Source organism: Vibrio sp. 1F253 (genome assembly GCF_041439295.1).
GTDB classification, from domain to species: Bacteria; Pseudomonadota; Gammaproteobacteria; order Enterobacterales; family Vibrionaceae; genus Vibrio; species Vibrio tasmaniensis_A.
Genome location: NZ_JBGONU010000031.1, coordinates 38,957 through 57,701, shown reverse-complemented (window position 1 = coordinate 57,701; position 18,745 = coordinate 38,957). Strand labels below are relative to the sequence as shown.

General features: G+C 43.8%; 18 protein-coding genes and 1 riboswitch. Of the genes, 5 read left to right on the top strand and 13 right to left on the bottom strand.

The genetic code is table 11. The annotated features are described in order from the left end of the window. Positions 1–419: 419 nt before the first annotated feature. Positions 420–872, top strand: a complete 453-nt coding sequence (locus ACED28_RS15415) for an RNA-binding protein (protein WP_009848258.1) — start codon at positions 420–422, stop codon at positions 870–872. Here ACED28_RS15415 and murI read toward each other — a convergent pair. From murI to ACED28_RS15400, 3 genes are read right to left on the bottom strand one after another with little or no spacing between them, the layout of a single operon-like run. Then, complete coding sequence (gene murI / locus ACED28_RS15410; RefSeq protein WP_029225473.1) at positions 835–1,641, bottom strand: glutamate racemase; 807 nt, start codon at positions 1,639–1,641, stop codon at positions 835–837. The two genes, ACED28_RS15415 and murI, sit on opposite strands and share 38 nt — an antisense overlap. A 60-nt stretch (positions 1,642–1,701) precedes the next feature. Next, the gene (locus ACED28_RS15405; protein WP_371710191.1) at positions 1,702–2,367 is read right to left on the bottom strand and encodes an ATPase; all 666 of its coding nucleotides are present in this window, start codon (positions 2,365–2,367) and stop codon (positions 1,702–1,704) included. Positions 2,368–2,415: 48 nt separating this feature from the next. After that, positions 2,416–4,290, bottom strand: coding sequence for a TonB-dependent receptor domain-containing protein (locus tag ACED28_RS15400; RefSeq protein WP_371710190.1), 1,875 nt, complete (start codon positions 4,288–4,290; stop codon positions 2,416–2,418). A 39-nt stretch (positions 4,291–4,329) separates the two neighbouring features. After that, positions 4,330–4,533, bottom strand: a riboswitch (cobalamin riboswitch). 154 nt (positions 4,534–4,687) lie between these two features. On the opposite strand from ACED28_RS15400, the gene trmA reads away from it, so the two are divergent. Beyond that, the gene (trmA, locus tag ACED28_RS15395) at positions 4,688–5,797 is read left to right on the top strand and encodes a tRNA (uridine(54)-C5)-methyltransferase TrmA (protein WP_009848254.1); all 1,110 of its coding nucleotides are present in this window, start codon (positions 4,688–4,690) and stop codon (positions 5,795–5,797) included. 90 nt (positions 5,798–5,887) lie between these two features. Here trmA and ACED28_RS15390 read toward each other — a convergent pair whose 3' ends face one another. Both ACED28_RS15390 and fabR read right to left on the bottom strand, forming a co-directional pair. Beyond that, the gene (locus tag ACED28_RS15390; protein WP_004736696.1) at positions 5,888–6,259 is read right to left on the bottom strand and encodes a YijD family membrane protein; all 372 of its coding nucleotides are present in this window, start codon (positions 6,257–6,259) and stop codon (positions 5,888–5,890) included. Then, complete coding sequence (gene fabR / locus ACED28_RS15385) at positions 6,259–6,900, bottom strand: HTH-type transcriptional repressor FabR (protein ID WP_010438693.1); 642 nt, start codon at positions 6,898–6,900, stop codon at positions 6,259–6,261. Before fabR ends, ACED28_RS15390 begins: the two co-directional genes overlap by 1 nt. Before the next feature lie 327 nt (positions 6,901–7,227). Between fabR and sthA the strand changes: the two genes are divergently transcribed. After that, positions 7,228–8,628: a Si-specific NAD(P)(+) transhydrogenase gene (gene sthA / locus ACED28_RS15380; RefSeq protein ID WP_017103565.1), complete on the top strand. Its 1,401-nt coding sequence runs from the start codon at positions 7,228–7,230 to the stop codon at positions 8,626–8,628. Between the two features lie 106 nt (positions 8,629–8,734). Here sthA and dinF read toward each other — a convergent pair whose 3' ends face one another. From dinF to ACED28_RS15360, 4 genes are all read right to left on the bottom strand, one after another. Next, positions 8,735–10,090, bottom strand: a complete 1,356-nt coding sequence (dinF, locus tag ACED28_RS15375; RefSeq protein WP_371710189.1) for an MATE family efflux transporter DinF — start codon at positions 10,088–10,090, stop codon at positions 8,735–8,737. A 141-nt stretch (positions 10,091–10,231) separates the two neighbouring features. Next, positions 10,232–11,110: a class I SAM-dependent methyltransferase gene (locus ACED28_RS15370; protein ID WP_102249632.1), complete on the bottom strand. Its 879-nt coding sequence runs from the start codon at positions 11,108–11,110 to the stop codon at positions 10,232–10,234. Positions 11,111–11,207: 97 nt separating this feature from the next. Next, the gene (lexA, locus tag ACED28_RS15365) at positions 11,208–11,828 is read right to left on the bottom strand and encodes a transcriptional repressor LexA (RefSeq protein ID WP_009848249.1); all 621 of its coding nucleotides are present in this window, start codon (positions 11,826–11,828) and stop codon (positions 11,208–11,210) included. Between the two features lie 94 nt (positions 11,829–11,922). Then, positions 11,923–12,285: a diacylglycerol kinase gene (locus tag ACED28_RS15360; protein WP_269337478.1), complete on the bottom strand. Its 363-nt coding sequence runs from the start codon at positions 12,283–12,285 to the stop codon at positions 11,923–11,925. Positions 12,286–12,504: 219 nt separating this feature from the next. Here ACED28_RS15360 and plsB point away from each other — a divergent pair, with 219 nt between their 5' ends. Continuing rightward, positions 12,505–14,928, top strand: coding sequence for a glycerol-3-phosphate 1-O-acyltransferase PlsB (gene plsB, locus ACED28_RS15355; RefSeq protein WP_371710188.1), 2,424 nt, complete (start codon positions 12,505–12,507; stop codon positions 14,926–14,928). A gap of 104 nt (positions 14,929–15,032) precedes the next feature. Here the strand turns inward: plsB and ubiA are convergent, their stop codons facing one another. Together ubiA and ACED28_RS15345 are read right to left on the bottom strand one after the other, a co-directional pair. Then, positions 15,033–15,887, bottom strand: a complete 855-nt coding sequence (gene ubiA / locus ACED28_RS15350) for a 4-hydroxybenzoate octaprenyltransferase (protein ID WP_009848245.1) — start codon at positions 15,885–15,887, stop codon at positions 15,033–15,035. Continuing rightward, on the bottom strand, positions 15,888–16,430 hold the full coding sequence (locus ACED28_RS15345; RefSeq protein WP_162924288.1) for a chorismate lyase: 543 nt from the start codon (positions 16,428–16,430) through the stop codon (positions 15,888–15,890). Between the two features lie 162 nt (positions 16,431–16,592). Between ACED28_RS15345 and ACED28_RS15340 the strand changes: the two genes are divergently transcribed. After that, a complete protein-coding gene (locus tag ACED28_RS15340) occupies positions 16,593–17,000 on the top strand; it encodes a flagellar basal body-associated protein FliL (RefSeq protein WP_009848242.1) in 408 nt (135 codons plus the stop codon). 87 nt (positions 17,001–17,087) lie between these two features. On the opposite strand, the gene glpG is transcribed toward ACED28_RS15340, so the two are convergent. Next, positions 17,088–17,930: a rhomboid family intramembrane serine protease GlpG gene (gene glpG / locus ACED28_RS15335; protein ID WP_371710187.1), complete on the bottom strand. Its 843-nt coding sequence runs from the start codon at positions 17,928–17,930 to the stop codon at positions 17,088–17,090. 55 nt (positions 17,931–17,985) lie between these two features. Further along, on the bottom strand, positions 17,986–18,306 hold the full coding sequence (gene glpE / locus ACED28_RS15330) for a thiosulfate sulfurtransferase GlpE (protein ID WP_009848240.1): 321 nt from the start codon (positions 18,304–18,306) through the stop codon (positions 17,986–17,988). Between the last annotated feature and the right edge of the window lie 439 nt (positions 18,307–18,745).

The window sequence follows — 18,745 nt, the reverse complement described above, 5'->3', positions numbered from 1 at the left end:
TGATATTCATCAACGAGTGCCCACACAGATTGATAGGTTTAAATTGTTAAAGAGCGCTAGCGTTTTGTGACTCACATCTCAATCGCTAGGGGTGCGTACTATACCTGCACCACTTAGAGAGTCAAGGGTTATTTTCAAACTCTTATTCTCTACCGATTTCGCAGCGTGACTTTCGTCTCACTCCTTGTCGGTGAGGCGGCATTATAGAGAGTTCGATATAGAGCACAAGAGCTTTTTTAAATAAAAGTTTTGTTCGCCTAAAAAGCCACCACATCCGCATTTTTCGAATAAAAACTAAACATTTGAGACGTATCACAGCAATACATTGGCAAAATGGAAGCCATGAACGTAAGATTCATGTGTCTATTTTGTTAATGGTAGATGCGTATATTTCGTTTATTAATATGTAGTATTCCGATATGAACTCAAAAAAATCGATGTTGTTAATTGTCGCGCTAGCTGTATTGGGCGGCATTGTTTTCTCTCAGGTAGATATATCGCCTGCAATTACCTTTATCCTTGGTGTCTTGGCTTCCGCTTTTGTTGTTAATTTTTCAAGCACCAACTCAAAATCAGAGTCAGAACCTAAGGCTTCAACAAAAACACTTTATGTGGGTAACCTTCCATACAAAGCGAATGAATCACATGTACGTGAATTGTTCTCTGAATATGGTGAAGTATTTGCTGTACGTTTAATGAAAGACAAACGTACTGGTAAAAGAAGAGGTTTTGGATTTGTTGTTATGGCAAGTAATGATGTGAATCATGCTATTTCAGAACTTAACGATAAAGATTACATGCAACGTACTTTAAAAGTACGCGTTGCAAACGATCCTAAACATCCAGAAACGGACGAAGCTGAGCTGAGCTAAACCCTAACTGCTTCAGCATACTATTTAGTGCACTTTCTTTTTTAGGAAGTGCACTACAAAAAGCCTCACGCACTCCCCCTTCTTCAGTACTGCTCTCTAAATCCAATAAATCTTGAACCCGCTTAGCAATAGCCTTACCTGAATCAATCAACATCACGTTTTTACCTAGCACTTGCTGAATCTCTGATTTGATCAGTGGGAAATGAGTACACCCTAAAACAGCCACATCAATTGTGTTGATCATTGGTTGAAGGATTTGCTGCAGCTCTTCAAGGTTAATCGCCTCTCCTCGGAGTTTATCTTCGGCCATATCCACCAGCTGAGTAGAACCTAAAAGCTCAACTCTTTTATTACTAGAGAAGTTTTTGATGAGCTCGTGTGTGTATTCACGAGTAATCGTTGCGGGTGTTGCAATAAGACCAACGGCTTTATTGGCAAGTAGCGATGCTGGCTTGATTGCCGGAACAACCCCGACAATAGGGATTGGGTTATTAGCCCTTAGTGTAGGTAACACAATTGTACTTGCTGTATTGCAGGCTATCACCACAATATCAATAGCGTGGCTAGCCACAAAACTGGCGACGATGCTTTGAACTCTGTGGATAAGGACTTGCTGGTCGAGCTCACCGTATGGGTAAGCCTCGTTATCGAATACATAAGTATAGTTATGATTCGGTAGTAAGTGGCTTATCTCTTTATATACGGACAGACCGCCAACTCCAGAATCAAAGATCAATATGTTTTTTTGTATGCTTTCCGACACAACCATTACCTGTAATAAGTTCCGTTGCAATGATACCCCTTCACTTAGTTTTCGCCAATCATCACTCTACATAATGCAGGCTCGGTAGCGTTGATGCACAAAGCGCTCACCCTGATCTACATTTTCCAGCTCTATCTTAAGCCTTCCTTTAAAGCATGGCGCTGACGTTACTAAAGTATGGAACTCACCATCTTCGCCGCATGGGTCGACGTGACTCGGTAAACTGTCGATTAGCTCAAACGTGTATTCTTTCCCGCAATAGCTCATGTCTAATGCATCGGTATCGACCGTGACGAGAAAGGTTTCGATTCCTCTGTCTATTATTTCACTCGCAAGTACCTGACTGCTCTCTCCCATTAGGGGAAACACACACTCCCAACCAGCTGGCTCTATATAACTTCTTCGGTAATCGGCAATGCCATTACAGAACATATCTCCAAACGCGACCGCATCGATTGATAAGCTAGAATCTTTAAGTACCGAGACAATCGTACTTTGGTAAACCTCATTACTTGGGAAGACTTCCGGTAGCTCAATCATGATTAATGGTAAACCGACCAATCGAGCTTGCATTGCAACTACCTCAATAGGAGTTACCTGGAAAGGAACTTCATCTCCAACATACGTAGTATACAGAGCAACAACTTCATACTCGGTGCTTTCAAGTAGGCGCTCTAACGTTAACGTAGAGTCTTTACCTGACGACCAACTTATGACGACTTTCTTTTTCATTGATACATCCAATAAGAAAAAACCGCCCGAAGGCGGTTTGCATACCAGTTAGAACTGATATGAAGCATTTAGGTAGTATGCTTGATCTTGCGTTTCATACTTATCCACCGTTTGGTATTGAGTATTAAACAAGTTTTCAACTTTAGCTCGTAGTTTCCATTGTTCGGTCAACTGGTAAGCTAGTGTAAAGTTCACGAGGCTATACGGTTCAAGTTCCACCGTATTTTTTGCATCGTCATAGCGTTTACCTTGATACTGATAGCTCAAATCACCACGCCAGTCATTGTGTTCATAGCTGACCAACCATTTCGCTGCAAAGTTTGCTCTACGAGACAGCTCTTTATCTTGAATGTCTTCTGGTTGACCATAACCAGCAACATTGATTTTGTTGTTATGGTCTAGGAAGTCTAGCGACACTGAGTGTGAAATCACGCCAGTCTCAAACTGCGAGCTTACTTCAATACCACGTATTGTCGCATCAGAATTCTTTAAAGCTTCACCTTTTGACTGATAACTTACCAAATTAGTAATTTTGTTTGAATAACCTACAACGCGTATATCTGATACGTCAGAGAAGAACTCAAATCCAGCCTCAAAACTCAAAGACTCTTCTGGTTTCAAGTCACTCTTACCATAGCCAGGCCAGAATAAGTCATTGTATGTCGGAGCTCGAAAGGCAGTACCACCAGACGCAATCAAACGCCAATTCTGATTAACAAGATAACCAGTTCCTAGCTGCCATGTCGACTTTCCGCCATAGACTTCGTTGTCATCATGACGAACACTTGCTTCAATTTGCAGACCTGAATTGTCATAGAAAGCCGAAGCGAATACTGCATTATTCTTACGACTAGTACCGTCATATTTCTGGTAACTATTGCTGCTCCAAATTTTGGAATCAGCCACGGTGTCTTTAGTTAGGTCAACGCCTGCATTAAGTACAAAGATCTCAGATAACTGATAAGAGTTCAGCCAGTTAAGAGCATGGCGATCAGTGATTAAGTGGCTACCCGGAACTTGACCGCCTTTATTGTTACTATCGTCGCGGTTAGTTGATACAGACAAAGATGAACGATACTTCTCACCATTATATGCAACAAGCGCTGCGTAGTTGAAAAGAATAGATTCTTGCTCATCAGCTGATAGCTTACCTGTTGAAAAGTCCTTATAACTTTCATATTCAGTCACGCCTTTATGATAGAAGCCCATCACTTTGGCAGACCACTCAGGTGAAAAGTTTGTCCCAACCTCAAGCGTTAAGTCTTGACGGCTATAGCCATCTTCATCAGGTTGAGCCGGGCCAGTGCCTACGACATCAAAACCATCTGACGCTTCAGTGTTTACAGACATATTGATCCAAGAGTTCTGACCAACTTTAGAGCTCACACCAGCTGCGCCTTGGCGATAGTTATCAGTACCAGCACCAACTTGAACAGTACCAGAGTCAACATCAGCCCCTGATGAAGTAATAATGTTAATTACACCACCTATTGCATCAGCACCATATACCGCAGCACGAGCACCTTTTACTAACTCGATACGTTCAACGCCGCTTAGAGGAATAACTGAGAAGTTCGCACTACCAGTTGTCGCACTACCAATTCTCACCCCGTTATAGAGGACAATGCTTTGATTCGATGAGGTACCGCGAACAAAGACTGAACTGTTTTGTCCACGTCCGCCATTTTGCGTTACTTGCACACCAGGTAATAATGCTAAAGCTTCCGTTAGAGATTTGATTTGCAGGTTATCAATTTGCTCTTTAGTCACAATATCGACAGTTGCTGTAACTTGACCCACAGACTGCTCAAAACGGTTAGCCGTAACGACCATGGTTTCGTCAGCAGATGCTTCTTGTGCGTGTAAATTGGAGATAGGTGAAAGCAGCGATGCTACAGCAACCGCTAAAAGGGATTTGTTCATGTTGTGATCCTAAATCGCGTAAAGTCCTACCAAACCACATTGTATGGCTTAGCCGCTGGCAGGTATTCGGACTTAAGAGCACAACCTTTCGGTTACCTAATATTCGACTTCCCACAAAATGCTATTTGCAGTGTCTATGAATACTCGTTCTCTTTTACCGCTGCGCGTCAGTTCTGGATTTTCACCAGATTCCCTCTTCAGCCATCTATACATCCACATGGCACCAGCTTGCCGGAAATAGTATTGACCTATGAATCATTTGTCTAGTCTAAGATAGTTATAAGCTATAGTTTTCGTCGTCTATTTAGACTGAATGGCTCTCAACACTGGACAAGCGCCTGTGATTGAATAAAATCTGCGCTCTTGATTTAAAAGCACGATAGCAAAAGGCATAACAATGGCGAATTTAGAAGTAAACCCGCAACGCTACCAAGAACAACTGGCAGAAAAGACTGAGCGTCTTACTGAAATGTTCTCAGAATATAATGTGCCTGAGCTGGAAGTGTATGAATCTCCAGAACAACACTACCGCATGCGTGCAGAGTTCCGCGTGTGGCATGAAGGTGACGATATGTATTACGTCATGTTCAATCAAGAGACCAAAGAAAAATACCGCGTAGACCAGTTCCCAGCGGCTAGCCGCCTGATCAACGACCTAATGCCTCTATTAACGGATGCAATGAAGGACAACCACTCTCTACGCCACAAACTATTCCAAGTAGACTTCCTTTCTACATTAAGCGGCGAGATTTTGGTGTCACTGCTTTACCACCGCCAATTGGGTGAACAGTGGATTCAAGATGCTAAAGCACTTAAACAGCAATTAAACGATGAAGGTTTTAACCTAAACCTGATCGGCCGTGCGCGTAAGATGAAAATCGTACTGGACCGCGACTACGTTATCGAAAAGCTAGATGTGAATGGTGATAGCTACATCTACCAGCAAGTTGAGAACAGCTTTACTCAACCAAACGGTAAAGTAGCAGAGAAAATGCTGGAGTGGGCTGTCGACTGTACTCAAGACAGCAAAGGCGACTTGCTTGAACTTTACTGTGGTAACGGTAACTTCTCACTAGCACTGGCACAGAACTTCGAACGTGTACTGGCAACAGAACTAGCGAAGCCGTCAGTAGAATCTGCGCAATACAACATCGCAGCCAACAAGATTGAAAATGTTCAGATCATCCGCATGTCTGCGGAAGATTTTACCGTAGCAATGGAAGGCAAGCGTGAATTCCGTCGTCTACAGCAAGCGAACATCGATCTTAAGAGCTACAACTGCAACACTATCTTTGTTGATCCACCGCGTTCAGGTATGGATGTCGATACTTGTAAGATGGTTCAAGGCTACGAGCGTATCATGTACATCTCTTGTAACCCTGAGACATTGAAAGAGAACCTAGACATTCTAAGCGAAACACACGACATCACCCGTTTTGCTCTATTTGACCAGTTCCCTTACACACACCATATGGAAGCAGGTGTATTCCTAGAGCGTAAAGCATAAGCCTCGCTCTCTAGGTCGAGGTCAAAGCTAAGCTAAGCAGCAAATACAAAAAACGAGCCAATTGGCTCGTTTCTTTATTTATAGATTGGTTTAAGCGGTTTTACCGATAAAGCCTAGCTTCTTACCTACCCAAGCGAGCAGTAGCATCGCGACGATAATCGCAAAGAAGTTTGACCCGGCATCAGGGTGTTGTGCTTTCACAAAAGCCGAGTGGCCAAATGCACCTACAAAGAAACAAGCTAAACCCACTAACGGAATATCTTCAGATACGGGATTAGTTAGGTATTCTTGGTAAAGCGCTTGTACAGCCAAAACTAAAGCAATCAGTGGGAAGATAGAAAAGCCCACTTCGCTCATTGTTACCCAAGATAACAGTGCATCACCACACACACCTGCTACAACAGCAAGTACGAGTGTCTTTCTTTCAGAACCACGGTTTACAGTATTATTTTCATTCGACATTATTCAATCCCGCCTTTTAATCGGTTACGTTCACGTTCTTTACGATACCAAAAAGCTCCTTTGGCCATCATTCGCAATTGCATGATCAAACGCTCAGCCAATTCATCTCGCTGACGTCGATCTAAATCTAATGCTTCTGCCCCTGAGTTAAAAACCAAGATGACGGAGGCTTCCGCTTGAGTAAAAGCTTCGTCTCTTGTCATTCCTGTTGTGATCAAATATTCGGTTAACTCAGCAGAGAAATGCTGTATCTCACGAGCTACCGCTGCACGAAACTCAAATGAAGTTCCTGAGCGCTCCCGCAATAACAGTCTGAATACGTTTGGGCTGCTTTCAATGAATTCCATAAAGGTTTCAACCGATGTGCGAATCACGCTGCCTTCTTTTACTATGCGTTGCCTAGCTTGACGCATCAACTGACGCAACAATAAGCCACCTTCATCGACCATGGTTAAGCCAAGCTCATCCATGTCTTTGAAATGGCGATAAAAGGAAGTCGGAGCTATTCCAGCCTCACGAGCGACTTCTCTCAAGCTTAGATTAGAAAAACTACGATCGGCACTGAGTTGGCTAAATGCCGCATCGATTAAGCTACGACGAGTTTTTTCTTTTTGCTGTGCGCGAATGCCCATTGGTTTCATACTTTATCAACATCTTCTTTTACAGCCTAAACAGGCATGTCTAATACTCTATTCAATATAACGCGAATCACTTACTTATATAAGGCACTCTGGTTATATAAGACACTAAACACACCTCTTTGTTCACGTATCGAAGTAAATACGTTCAAAGAAAACATTTCAATATCCGCACCGTCATTTGGAGACATACGACATACCAAATATTATTTTTTCAGTAGCATGACGTGATCTCACCGACTCTCTGATGCCCTTTTCATGTACCCAAGAACAGAATCAGTTAAAATCTCGCTAAAGCAATGTTAATCAAATATAACAAGGAAGATATCTATGTCGCACTCCAACCACTTTGATGTAATCGTAATTGGTAGTGGCCCCGGAGGAGAAGGGGCAGCGATGGGATTAACCAAAGCCGGATTGAACGTTGCTATCATTGAAAAAGAGAGCAGCGTTGGTGGTGGTTGTACCCACTGGGGGACCATTCCTTCCAAAGCACTGCGTCATGCCGTAAGTCGTATTATTGAATTCAACAGTAACCCTCTGTTTTGTCAGAACAATAAAAGTATCCACTCAACATTTTCCAATATTCTGGGGCATGCTAAATCGGTCATCGACAAACAGACTCGCTTGCGCCAAGGTTTCTACGATCGCAACCAATGCACGTTAGTCTTCGGTACTGCACGTTTTATCGATACCCACACGATCTCCGTAATGCAAAGCGACGGTACTGAAGAACACTACAGCGCAGACAAATTTGTTATCGCGACAGGTTCTCGTCCTTATCAGCCAGACAACGTCGACTTCATGCATGAACGTGTCTACGACAGCGATTCGATTCTTTCTCTTAAACACGATCCTCAACACATCATCATCTATGGTGCTGGTGTTATCGGCTGTGAATATGCCTCTATATTTCGCGGTTTAGGCGTGAAAACCGATCTCATTAATACTCGCGATCGCCTGTTGTCCTTCTTAGATAACGAAACCTCAGATGCACTTTCTTACCACTTCTGGAACAGTGGCGTTGTTATTCGTAACGATGAGACCTTTGAGAAAATTGAAGGAACAGATGATGGTGTAATCATTCACCTAGAGTCAGGTAAAAAAATGCGTGCCGATTGCCTACTGTATGCCAATGGTCGAACGGGTAATACTGATAAACTGAACCTTGGTGCGGTTGGCTTAGAAGCGGACTCTCGTGGACAAGTATCAGTCAACAGCAACTACCAAACCAGTGTTGAACATGTTTACGCTGTCGGTGATGTGATTGGGTATCCTAGCCTAGCAAGTGCTGCTTATGACCAAGGTCGATTTGTGGCCCAAGCTGTGATGAAAGGTGAAGCAGAACGACACCTTATCGAAGACATCCCAACAGGTATCTACACCATTCCTGAGATCAGCTCTGTCGGTAAAACCGAGCAAGAGCTTACCGCAGCTAAAGTGCCGTATGAAGTGGGACGTTCTTCATTCAAGCACTTAGCTCGCGCTCAAATTGCAGGTAAAGATATTGGTAGCTTGAAGATACTTTTCCATCGTGAAACTAAAGAGATTTTAGGTATCCACGTGTTTGGTGAACGTGCCGCTGAAATCATTCACATTGGTCAGGCGATCATGGAACAAAAAGGCGAAGCCAACACCATCGAATACTTTGTGAATACCACCTTTAACTATCCGACGATGGCCGAGGCGTATCGCGTAGCAGCGCTTAACGGACTTAACCGTTTGTTCTAAACAAAGAACCAACAGGACTATTTGACCACCTGTAGGCCAAGTACATAAACAGCAAGCCAAGAGCTTGCTGTTTTTATTTTTCGTTCCCTGAACTAAGCTATGCAAGCTAAGCGAGAAACTCCCCCTTCTTCCACTGAGAAACAAACAACACTCCAAGACCGATGCCACGCATCGCCATAAAACTCAACATTGCTAGCCACAGCGCAGGGTTTTCTAAACCTGAGGCCAAGTAGAAAATTACAAAGAAGCAGCAGGTCGCCACGAACATGCTATTGCGCATATCCTTGCCTTTGGTTGCCCCAACGAAAATACCATCCAATAAGAAGCACCACATCGAAACCAACGGCATTGCAATCAACCATGGCAGATACACCTCAGCCTGGCTCTTCACTGCTGGGATTGTGGTGATCATGTTAATCAAGCTAGACCCCGCAATCGCGAACACAATGGTGAGCACCAAGCAAATGTTGAAGCTCCAAAAAAAGGTGCCAATCAAAGACTGATTTAGCTCATCTTTATCTTTCGCGCCGATCGCTTTACCGACCATGGCTTCCATTGCGTAGGCAAAACCATCCATCCCATAAGAGATGATCATCAAGAAACTCATCAACACTGCATTGGCCGCAACAACATCATCGCCAAAGCTTGCACCTTGGAAGGTCATGAAAGTGAAAGTCGCTTGTAGGCATAGTGAACGAAGGAAGATATCGCGATTCAGTTTTACGAAACGACTCAAACCTTGGCTGGTTTTCTTAAGCAGCTCCCATGGCGATGGTAACTGCTTCTTCACCCAGATTCGGTAAACACAAATCAGGCCAAATGTTAAACCGGCATAATCAGCCATTACAGATGCCAATGCTGCGCCTTCCACTTGCCAGCCGAGGCCAATCACAAATACGATATCTAAAACGATGTTGGTGATATTAGTAATGATCACCATCCACATGGGTGCTTTGGCATTTTGGGTTCCGAGTAACCAACCTAACAGCACAAAGTTAGTCAACGCAGCAGGCGCACTCCATGCTCGGATAGAGAAATATTGCTGACCATAGTGTTTCACTTGGTCACTGGCACTACTCAGAGAGAAAACCGCATCCGCAACAAAGCTATGCAATAGCAAGAAGAAACCAGCAAACCCTAGTGCCATGGTCACGCCTTGCACAAAGACTAAACCAAGTTGCTTGCCATCGTTCGCCCCATAAGATTGCGCGGCCAGTCCCGTCGTCGACATTCGTAAGAAACCGAGCAGCCAAAAGGTCACGCTGATCATTGTGCCACCCAGCGCCACACCACCTAAATACCAAGAATGCTCTAAGTGACCGATAACCGCAGCATCGACTAAGCCCAACAGTGGAACCGTAATATTAGAAAGAACCATCGGGATCGCGAGTAACAGCACTTTTTTGTGCATCGCCTGATTGGATAACGTTTGAAAAATAGTTTGGGGATTAAATAACTTCACGATCACCTCTTAGATTAGAGGCGATAGTTTAACCTAGTGAGTGGGCTTTCACTATGTTGTGGGGAGGTGCTTGCCTTTTATCGATAACGAATACCTCTAACGAGGCAAGCATTCAGATATCTGCCAACAGAACCGCTAGCACTACCACTTAACAAGCACTAACTGCGGCGTTAAACGCTTTTTGACCTGAGAGATTTTACAAAGAAGTCGCTGCCACAATTTCCAACGATTACACTGCTGGTCAAGTGGAGAAAACACTTTTACCCATTGAGCCCATGGCAGCCAATTAAGGACGCTGTCTATCGGAGAAGATAAGCCATGTGCGTATTTTCCAGAACCAAGCTTTTGTCCCAGAGCACTAGAGCTTTTATCTCCAGCTAACACTAAACACGCATGTGCGTGGGTAAAATAACGGCTCAAAGACTGAATAAAGTTCGCCGTCTGTTGTTCATTGCAATCCAGCAGAGCATGTTCACACACCACCATCACTGAGGCTTGTTCTGGAATATTAAGTTCATCCAACCAGGTCAGGTCATCCACCGAGCCACACTCTAGACGGTAGCGTTCATTCTTGTGGAACAGGCGTTGTCGCCAAACTAAGTTCTCGGTTACATCTAGCTCAACCCAATGACAGCGGCCATTATCTAAACGGTAGAAGCGGGTATCAAGCCCTGCTCCCACGTTAATTATCCAAGCATCTGGGTTATGAGATAAAAACTGTTGAACTTGAGAGTCACAAAGTTGAGTCAGTGTCGCGTAAAGGAGTTGTTGCTGGTCGAGTTCACCGGTAAGGCATTCAGGTGCGAGTTGGCAACGCTTGCAGGCTTGTGCTGCAATAGGGTCATAAACAAGACCGTCATCGGCTAGGCTTTCGCGGCTGCGAAACCAAAGGTGTTGAACAAGATTCGTCGGTACTTGGAATTCTTGATGTGCTGACCCGAGATCAGAAGAAGCCTTTTGATCATAGGTGTGCGACTTACGAATAAGCGGCTTCATTTGAGGTTTGGTTGGGTTTGGCATCATCATCTTCCTTGTATCTCGACAAAGAAGATGATAATGAATATCAATTACAATAACAAGTTATTGAGAGTAAATATCAATAAGCTGTTTGCACTGACTACATCCAGTCCGTGTTACGAATAATACCAACCGCAAGTCCTTCAATAGACAAGTGTTGGGATTCTAAGTCCACGTGAATTGGAGAAAACTCTTCATTTTCAGCATGCAACAGAACGGTAGAACCTTTGCGCTCTAGGCGTTTTACCGTTACATCATCGTCGACACGAGCCACGACAACTTGTCCATCACGCACGTCTTGTGTTTTATGCACGGCCAGTAAATCGCCATCCATAATACCGATGTCTTTCATACTTTCGCCATTTACGCGAAGTAAGAAGTCAGCTTGTGGCTTAAACATACCTGGGTCAACTTGGTAATGCATTTCTACATGCTCTTGAGCCAAAATAGGCTCGCCAGCGGCAACCTGACCGATTAATGGTAAACCTTGCTCTTCATTCGCTGCATCTTCAAGCAAAATACGAATACCGCGAGACGCACCCGGGATAATCTCAATCGCTTCTTTACGAGCAAGAGCTTTCAAATGTTCTTCTGCAGCATTTGCAGAGCGGAAACCAAGTTCACGTGCGATTTCTGCACGAGTCGGTGGCATACCGCAATCTTCGATCTTACTTTTGATAAGGTCAAAAACTTGTTGCTGGCGGGGCGTTAACGGCTTCATGATTCACCTGTCTTTTTATACAGTTGACTGTGAGTATATCCAGTAACTGAATAAAAGCAAAGCAATTGGTTGTTTTTAGTTCATTTTTAGCGAATTACAAAAACAAGATCTCTAACCACACGTAACCAGCTAATACTAAACAGATAAAAACGGCAGCTGAGCCAACATCTTTCGCCATCCCAGAAAGCTCATGATGTTCGCTACCGATTCGGTCAACGACCGCTTCAATCGCGGTATTGATCAACTCGACAACCATCACCAACACGACGGCTGAAATCATTAAGATTCGCTCAACTTGGTTTACATCTAAGTAGAACGCCAACGGAATAAGCACTGCGGCCATAAAGACTTCTTGTCGAAATGCAGCCTCGTTTTTAAACGAGCTCGTGATGCCTTGCCATGAAAAGCCCGCCGCTTTGACGATACGTTTGACTCCGGTGTTTGATTTTTTGGTCATTTTTAACTCTATACTCAATCAGTCGATGAATGATTTTCCACAAACTTAACGGCAATATGACTATTTCCATTAAAAGGTTAGACCAGTTTCTGGTATTCTTGCATCGATTAAATTTACGCCTAGGCTTATCCCTATTTCACTCATAGGATTTATCCTCTCATTATAGAAATAGAGATACGCTTGAGCACATTGAAATAACTATTGAGGCAGTGAACCTATATGTCTTCTGGACAATCTTTTTCACGTTCATTAATGAAGCTACCTTTATCCCTATTGGTAAAGAGCACATCAATCCCTTCAAACCCTGTAGAGGATTTGAACATTGATTTGAGCAAACCGATTGTATACGCCTTACCGTTTCGCTCAAGTGTAGACATTCTTACATTGCAAAAACATGCACTTGAACTAGGGTTGCCTGATCCATTGAGCAAACTTGAAATCAATGGCAAATCACTGCAACGCTACGTTTTTATCTCTTCTCGCAAAACTCTACTGCAAGACGATGATTATGTACCAAGCTCATCAATTGAAGTCTTCTCTGAACTGCTTTCACTGCATGCAGAAGACTCTGAGCTCGACGTTCAAGTTATCCCTGCCACCGTATTGTGGGGTCGAAAGCCTGGTAAAGAGAATAACCAGAAGCCTTACCTACAAGCAATGAACGGCTTAGAGAAATCGAAAGCTGTATTGCTAGCAGGTCGTGACTGTCTGGTTCGCTTTAGCCCAGTGGTATCTCTACGATACATGGCTAACTCACACGGCACCGACAGCACCATCGCGCATAAACTGGCGCGCGTGGCACGCATTCACTTCTCTCGTCAAAAACTTGCAGCATCGGGCCCTAACCTACCAAGCCGCCAAGCTCTGTTCGACCGCCTGCTAAAGTCAGAAGCAATCAAAAAGGCGATAGAAGATGAAGCTGAATCAAAAAATATTTCCATAGAGAAAGCGAGCAAAGAAGCTCAAGACATCATGGACGAGATTGCTGCGAACTTCTCTTACTCGCTAATCAAACGCGGTGAAAAGATTCTTGGTTGGTTGTGGAATAAGTTGTACCAAGGCCTGCATATCAGCAACGCTTCAACCGTTCGTAAGCTGGCTCAAGATGGTCACGAGATCGTTTATGTACCTTGTCATCGTAGTCACATGGATTACTTATTGCTTTCTTATGTGCTTTATCATGAAGGTATGGTTCCTCCGCACATCGCAGCAGGGATCAACCTCAACTTCTTCCCTGCCGGCCCTATTTTCCGTCACGGCGGTGCGTTCTTTATTCGTCGTAGTTTCAAAGGCAACAAGCTTTACTCAACGATTTTCCGTGAATACCTAGCCGAACTGTTCGCTAAAGGTTACTCAGTAGAATACTTCAGTGAAGGTGGTCGTTCTCGTACGGGTCGTCTATTGCAGGCGAAAACCGGCATGCTAGCGATGACAATCCAAGCCATGCTGCGCGGCATGAACCGTCCGGTAACTTTGGTTCCTGTATACATCGGCTATGAGCACGTAATGGAAGTCGCGACCTACGCGAAAGAACTTCGTGGTAAGCGTAAAGAGAAAGAAAACGCGAGCCTAGTGATTCGTACAATTCGTAAGCTGCGTAACTTTGGTAAAGGCTACGTGAACTTCGGTGAGCCAATTCAGCTTAACCAATATCTGAACGAACATGCTCCTGAGTGGACTAAAGATATCGACCCAATGGGAACCAGCAAACCACAATGGATGAACCCGGTGGTTAAGGACTTGGCAACCAAAATGATGACGCACATTAACGATGCGGCAGCGACCAATGCCCTGACTCTTTGTGCAACGGCACTATTGGCTTCAAGACAGCGCGCATTGTCTCGAGACTCTTTGGTTTCTCAGATCAACTGCTACCTGTCTCTACTTAAGAATGTGCCTTATTCAGATACATTCACAGTGCCTAAAGACAGCGCTGAAGACTTAGTAAAACACGCAGAGTCATTGAACAAGTTCTTAATTGAATCAGACACTATGGGCGACATCATTTCACTTGATCGTCACCAATCGATTCTGATGACCTACTATCGTAATAACATCATTCACTTGTTTGCATTGCCATCATTGATCGCTCAGATGACCATTCGTCAGCACGGTTTATCAATCGACGCTATTCAAGAAAATGTTGCAGCTATCTACCCATTCTTAAAGAAAGAGTTGTTTTTAAGCTACGACGAAGATCAGCTTGAAAGCGTGGTTGCGAACATCATTGATGAGCTAGTCGGTCAAGGCATGCTTGTTGTGTCGAACAACCAAGTAACGATCAACCAGTCAAACAGCCAAGCACTGATGCTACTAGGCCGTACGATTTCAGAAACGCTCCAGCGCTACTCAATTGCTCTGAACCTATTGGCAGAGAATCCTGATCTAGATAAGTCAGACCTTGAGCAGAAGAGCCAAGACATAGCACAGCGACTTGGTCGTCTACAAGGTATCAACGCACCGGAGTTCTTCGATAAAGGCGTGTTTGCGTCGATGTTCGCAACTCTGAAACAGCAGCAATATCTGGATAACGATGGTAACTGTGATTTAGAAAAGACTCAGCAATTCGCTAAACTTCTCTACTCAATGCTTTACCCTGAAGTACGTTTGACGATTCAAGAGAGTATCCACCAAGCAGAATAATCTCTTAGTTAGCATTCACTTTAATCGCTAGACTTAACACGATCAAAAAAGGCACCCAATGGGTGCCTTTTTCTTTAGCGTTCGTTTACTTGTAAAGCGGATGCTTACCAGAAGGTAATGAACAAGCCTACAGTCACCGCCATTCCAACATAGTTATTGTTCAAGAAGGCTTGGAAGCAAAGGTCTCGATCGCGGTGACGCATCAGATGCTGTTGATACACGAACAAGCTTCCCGAAACTAACAGTGCCCAGTAGAAAGTATCACCGAGTTGGTAGTGCATGCCCAATGCAATCAACATCGCCAGTGTAACTAACTGCAGCGCGCCAACCATAAGCTTATCAAAACGACCAAACAGAATAGCCGTCGACTTGATGCCAATCTTCAAGTCATCATCTCGGTCAACCATCGCATATTGCGTGTCGTAGGCTATCGTCCACAACGCATTAATCACGAAGATAAACCACACAATGCTTGGCAGTTCATTGGTTTGCGCCGCCCAAGCCATTGGTATTGCCCAACTGAAAGCCAATCCGAGAAACAACTGTGGAAGGTGTGTAAAACGCTTCATGAAAGGATAAATGAACGCGAGACCAACCCCAATAAAAGAGAGCTTGATAGTCAGCGGGTTCATGGTGAGTACCAACAAAAAAGAAACCACAGCTAACACTAGAAAGAGCACAATGGCTTCCTTGCTGGAAACCAAACCTGAAGGTAATGGACGTTGCTTGGTGCGTTTGACATGACCATCAACTTTACGGTCAGCAAAATCATTAATCACACAGCCAGCCGATCGCATTAACACCACACCGAGTATGAAAACAACCAAGACATCAAAATCAGGCATGCCTTTCGCAGCAATAATCAGCGACCACAAGGTCGGCCAAAGGAGTAACAGAGTACCAATCGGGCGATTCATTCGCGTCAATTGCCAGTACGCCTTCGCTTTGGTGGCAAGCATTTACACACTCTCCTTAGAGTAAATGGGGGATGTTGGTAAAAAAAGTTCGGCCACAAGCATAGGTTTATGATTCATCCATAATCGAGAACGACGCGCGAGTAATCGCTCATCGCCAGCGATAACCCAACCGACTTGAAGCGCATCTCGCTCCACGTTCTCAGCACTGAAAACCGTTAACCCAAGCGGGACATCCCCTTGTTGAGAAAGGTCAGAGTGCTGATGATCTTCTAGGGTAATTCGAGGTATTAAGGTTCGACCTAACACCCACGGCTCATCATCACCCTTTAAAATCACTTTACGCAGTAAGCAATCATGTGATGATAAAAGGCGTTCTTCGTCCTGTTGCAGAATTGATCGTTCCACAACTTGATTATGAAGCAACTCAACAGACAGGTGCTTGCAGCACTTGCCCAACTTACGGGAAAGCGATCCTTGTTCCATAAGCCACTCTTTGGTGGTTTCATTAGGAAAATTAAATTTTTCTGTGCTTTGCCAATCTACATTCATTAATGAATTTAGATACAATGATATTGACTGATTCATACTAGTATTCAATAGGTGACTTTACACGTACAATAAAGCTTCAACTTTCGAATAAAATTAAAGCGTCCTTCGAATTGTAAACGTATTTAGATTTAGACCGCTCATTGTAACAAGACTAATGCGTTTCGAATATCGCGAATAAACTAAAGAAAAGTCTCAAATATGCACAAACGTTATGTAGCCCAACTATTTATTGCGATTAATCTACTGTTTTCAGCATCAAGTTTCGCTGAAGAAGAATCGACACCCAAACTAGCCTACTTCACGCTAGAGCCCGATCTCACCACCAATTTTTACACTAAAGGTAAAAAACTGGGCTATATTCAGGTCCGTCTCGACATAATGGTCGCAAATAGTAATGACTTAGAAGCCATTGAGCATCATCAGCCATTGATTCGTGATGCGGTGATTGAATTACTCGGCAAACAAAATGAAGAGACAATTAAGTCTCTATCCGGTCGTGAAGATTTGAGAAAGTCCTTAGTTGAGCACCTCAATAAGATTTTACTTCCTGAAACAGGTAAAACTCTCATTGCTGACTTATTGTTTACCAAATATCTTTATCAGTAATGATGTAAAAACGAATCCCAATAAAAAAGCGGCTCATCTGGCCGCTTTTTTGTCTCTATCGTTTGGCTACTCACTAGAAAAAATGAGTTAGCTTCTTGCCGAGCTCGGTGCTTTCATCGCATCGATAAAGCCAATAATGACACCAGCGGCTAGGCCAGCTAAATGCGCGGTGTTTGCAATGGCCATGAATGGTTGCATGTACCCAAGCACTAACCACACCAACATAAAGCCGACAATCTGTCTTGGGATACCTAAACCAAGTTGTGGCGCCTTCGCACCGACAACCCATAAGTAACCAACCAAAGCATACACAACACCAGACAAACCACCGAAGTTCGCCCCTTCAACCCAATACTGACCAGCACCTGAAAGCGCAGAAGAGACAGCAAAGATCTGAAGTAGCTTGAGGCTGCCTAGTTTCTTCTCAATATCCCCACCTAGCTGCCACCACCACAAAATATTGAATGCGATGTGCATAACAGAGAAATGCAGAACAGCATGGCTCAACCAACGCCACAGCTGCCATTGCTGTCCATCAACCTCTGGGAAATGCAGGGCATTGAAAATAGCTTGGCCAAAACCAATCTGTTGCAGCGCAAAAATCACCACACACACCAACATTAGGCTCAGTGTCACAGGACCTGCTTTTGCTTTGATCATGCCCAAAAAGCTTGGTGTGTGGTAATGGAAATGACTCTTTCTAGACTCAGCCATATCCCAAGACGCCGCTTGATAGCGTTTATGATTGGGTTCAGCAAGAAAACGATTCAGCTCAGCTTCGGTTTCAACCTGAAATTGACCATCAAGAAGCCACAAAGCAAAACGCCCTTCTCCCTCTGGAGACATCTGAATAGGGATCTGACGAGAGGCCATATAATCAATAAATGCTTGAGCAAGACGTGGGTTGTCTAACACCATCAATCTAATCATTGTTACTTCCTATTCATACTATGGAGATGCTTGAAGCGTTTAAGTGATAAAGCTATTAACCCGCAATCACCGGAAGTTCAGCACGATGCCAAGCTTCGAAACCGCCATCAACACTATATACCTCTTCAAAGCCTTGGTTCACTAAATATTGTGCCGCGCCTTGGCTACTAATACCGTGGTAACACATCACTAAGATAGGCTGTTCGAACTCAACCTCATCCATAAACGACACCATTGTATCGTTAGTCAGGTGGTAGGCGGTTTCTGAATGGGCTACCGCAAAAGATTGCGGATCTCGTATATCGACAAGTCGAGCTTCACTTTGTTCAATAAGGGCTTGAGCGCCTTTAACGTCGATATGTTTAAACTGGTCCATGACTTTCTCTTTTTATACTGATTTACTTTGCTGCCATTGTAACCTATCCCAAGGCTAACAATCACACCCACTTAATAAGGTTATCCACCAGCGATCACTTTTACACCATTTGTGGATAAATCTGTGAATTGCGTGAATAAAGTGCCTTTTTAAAAATAGATCCACAACATGTAGTAATGATCCTGATCTAACTGTGGGTTAACTGAAACATATCCCCACTCAAAAAACCCTGTCAAAGCCTTACTACACCCTGCTTTTAGACAGCTGACGAATAAATTCCTCACAGAGTTATCCACAAAATCATTTTGCAAATTTCGATCGCAAAAGTTGAGAAATCGATCCAAAACAAAAAGGCCGAGATCTCTCGATCTCGGCCTTTTCAAAATTAAGCTATTTGCTTGCTACTATGAGAAACCAAATACTATTAAAAATTAAATGC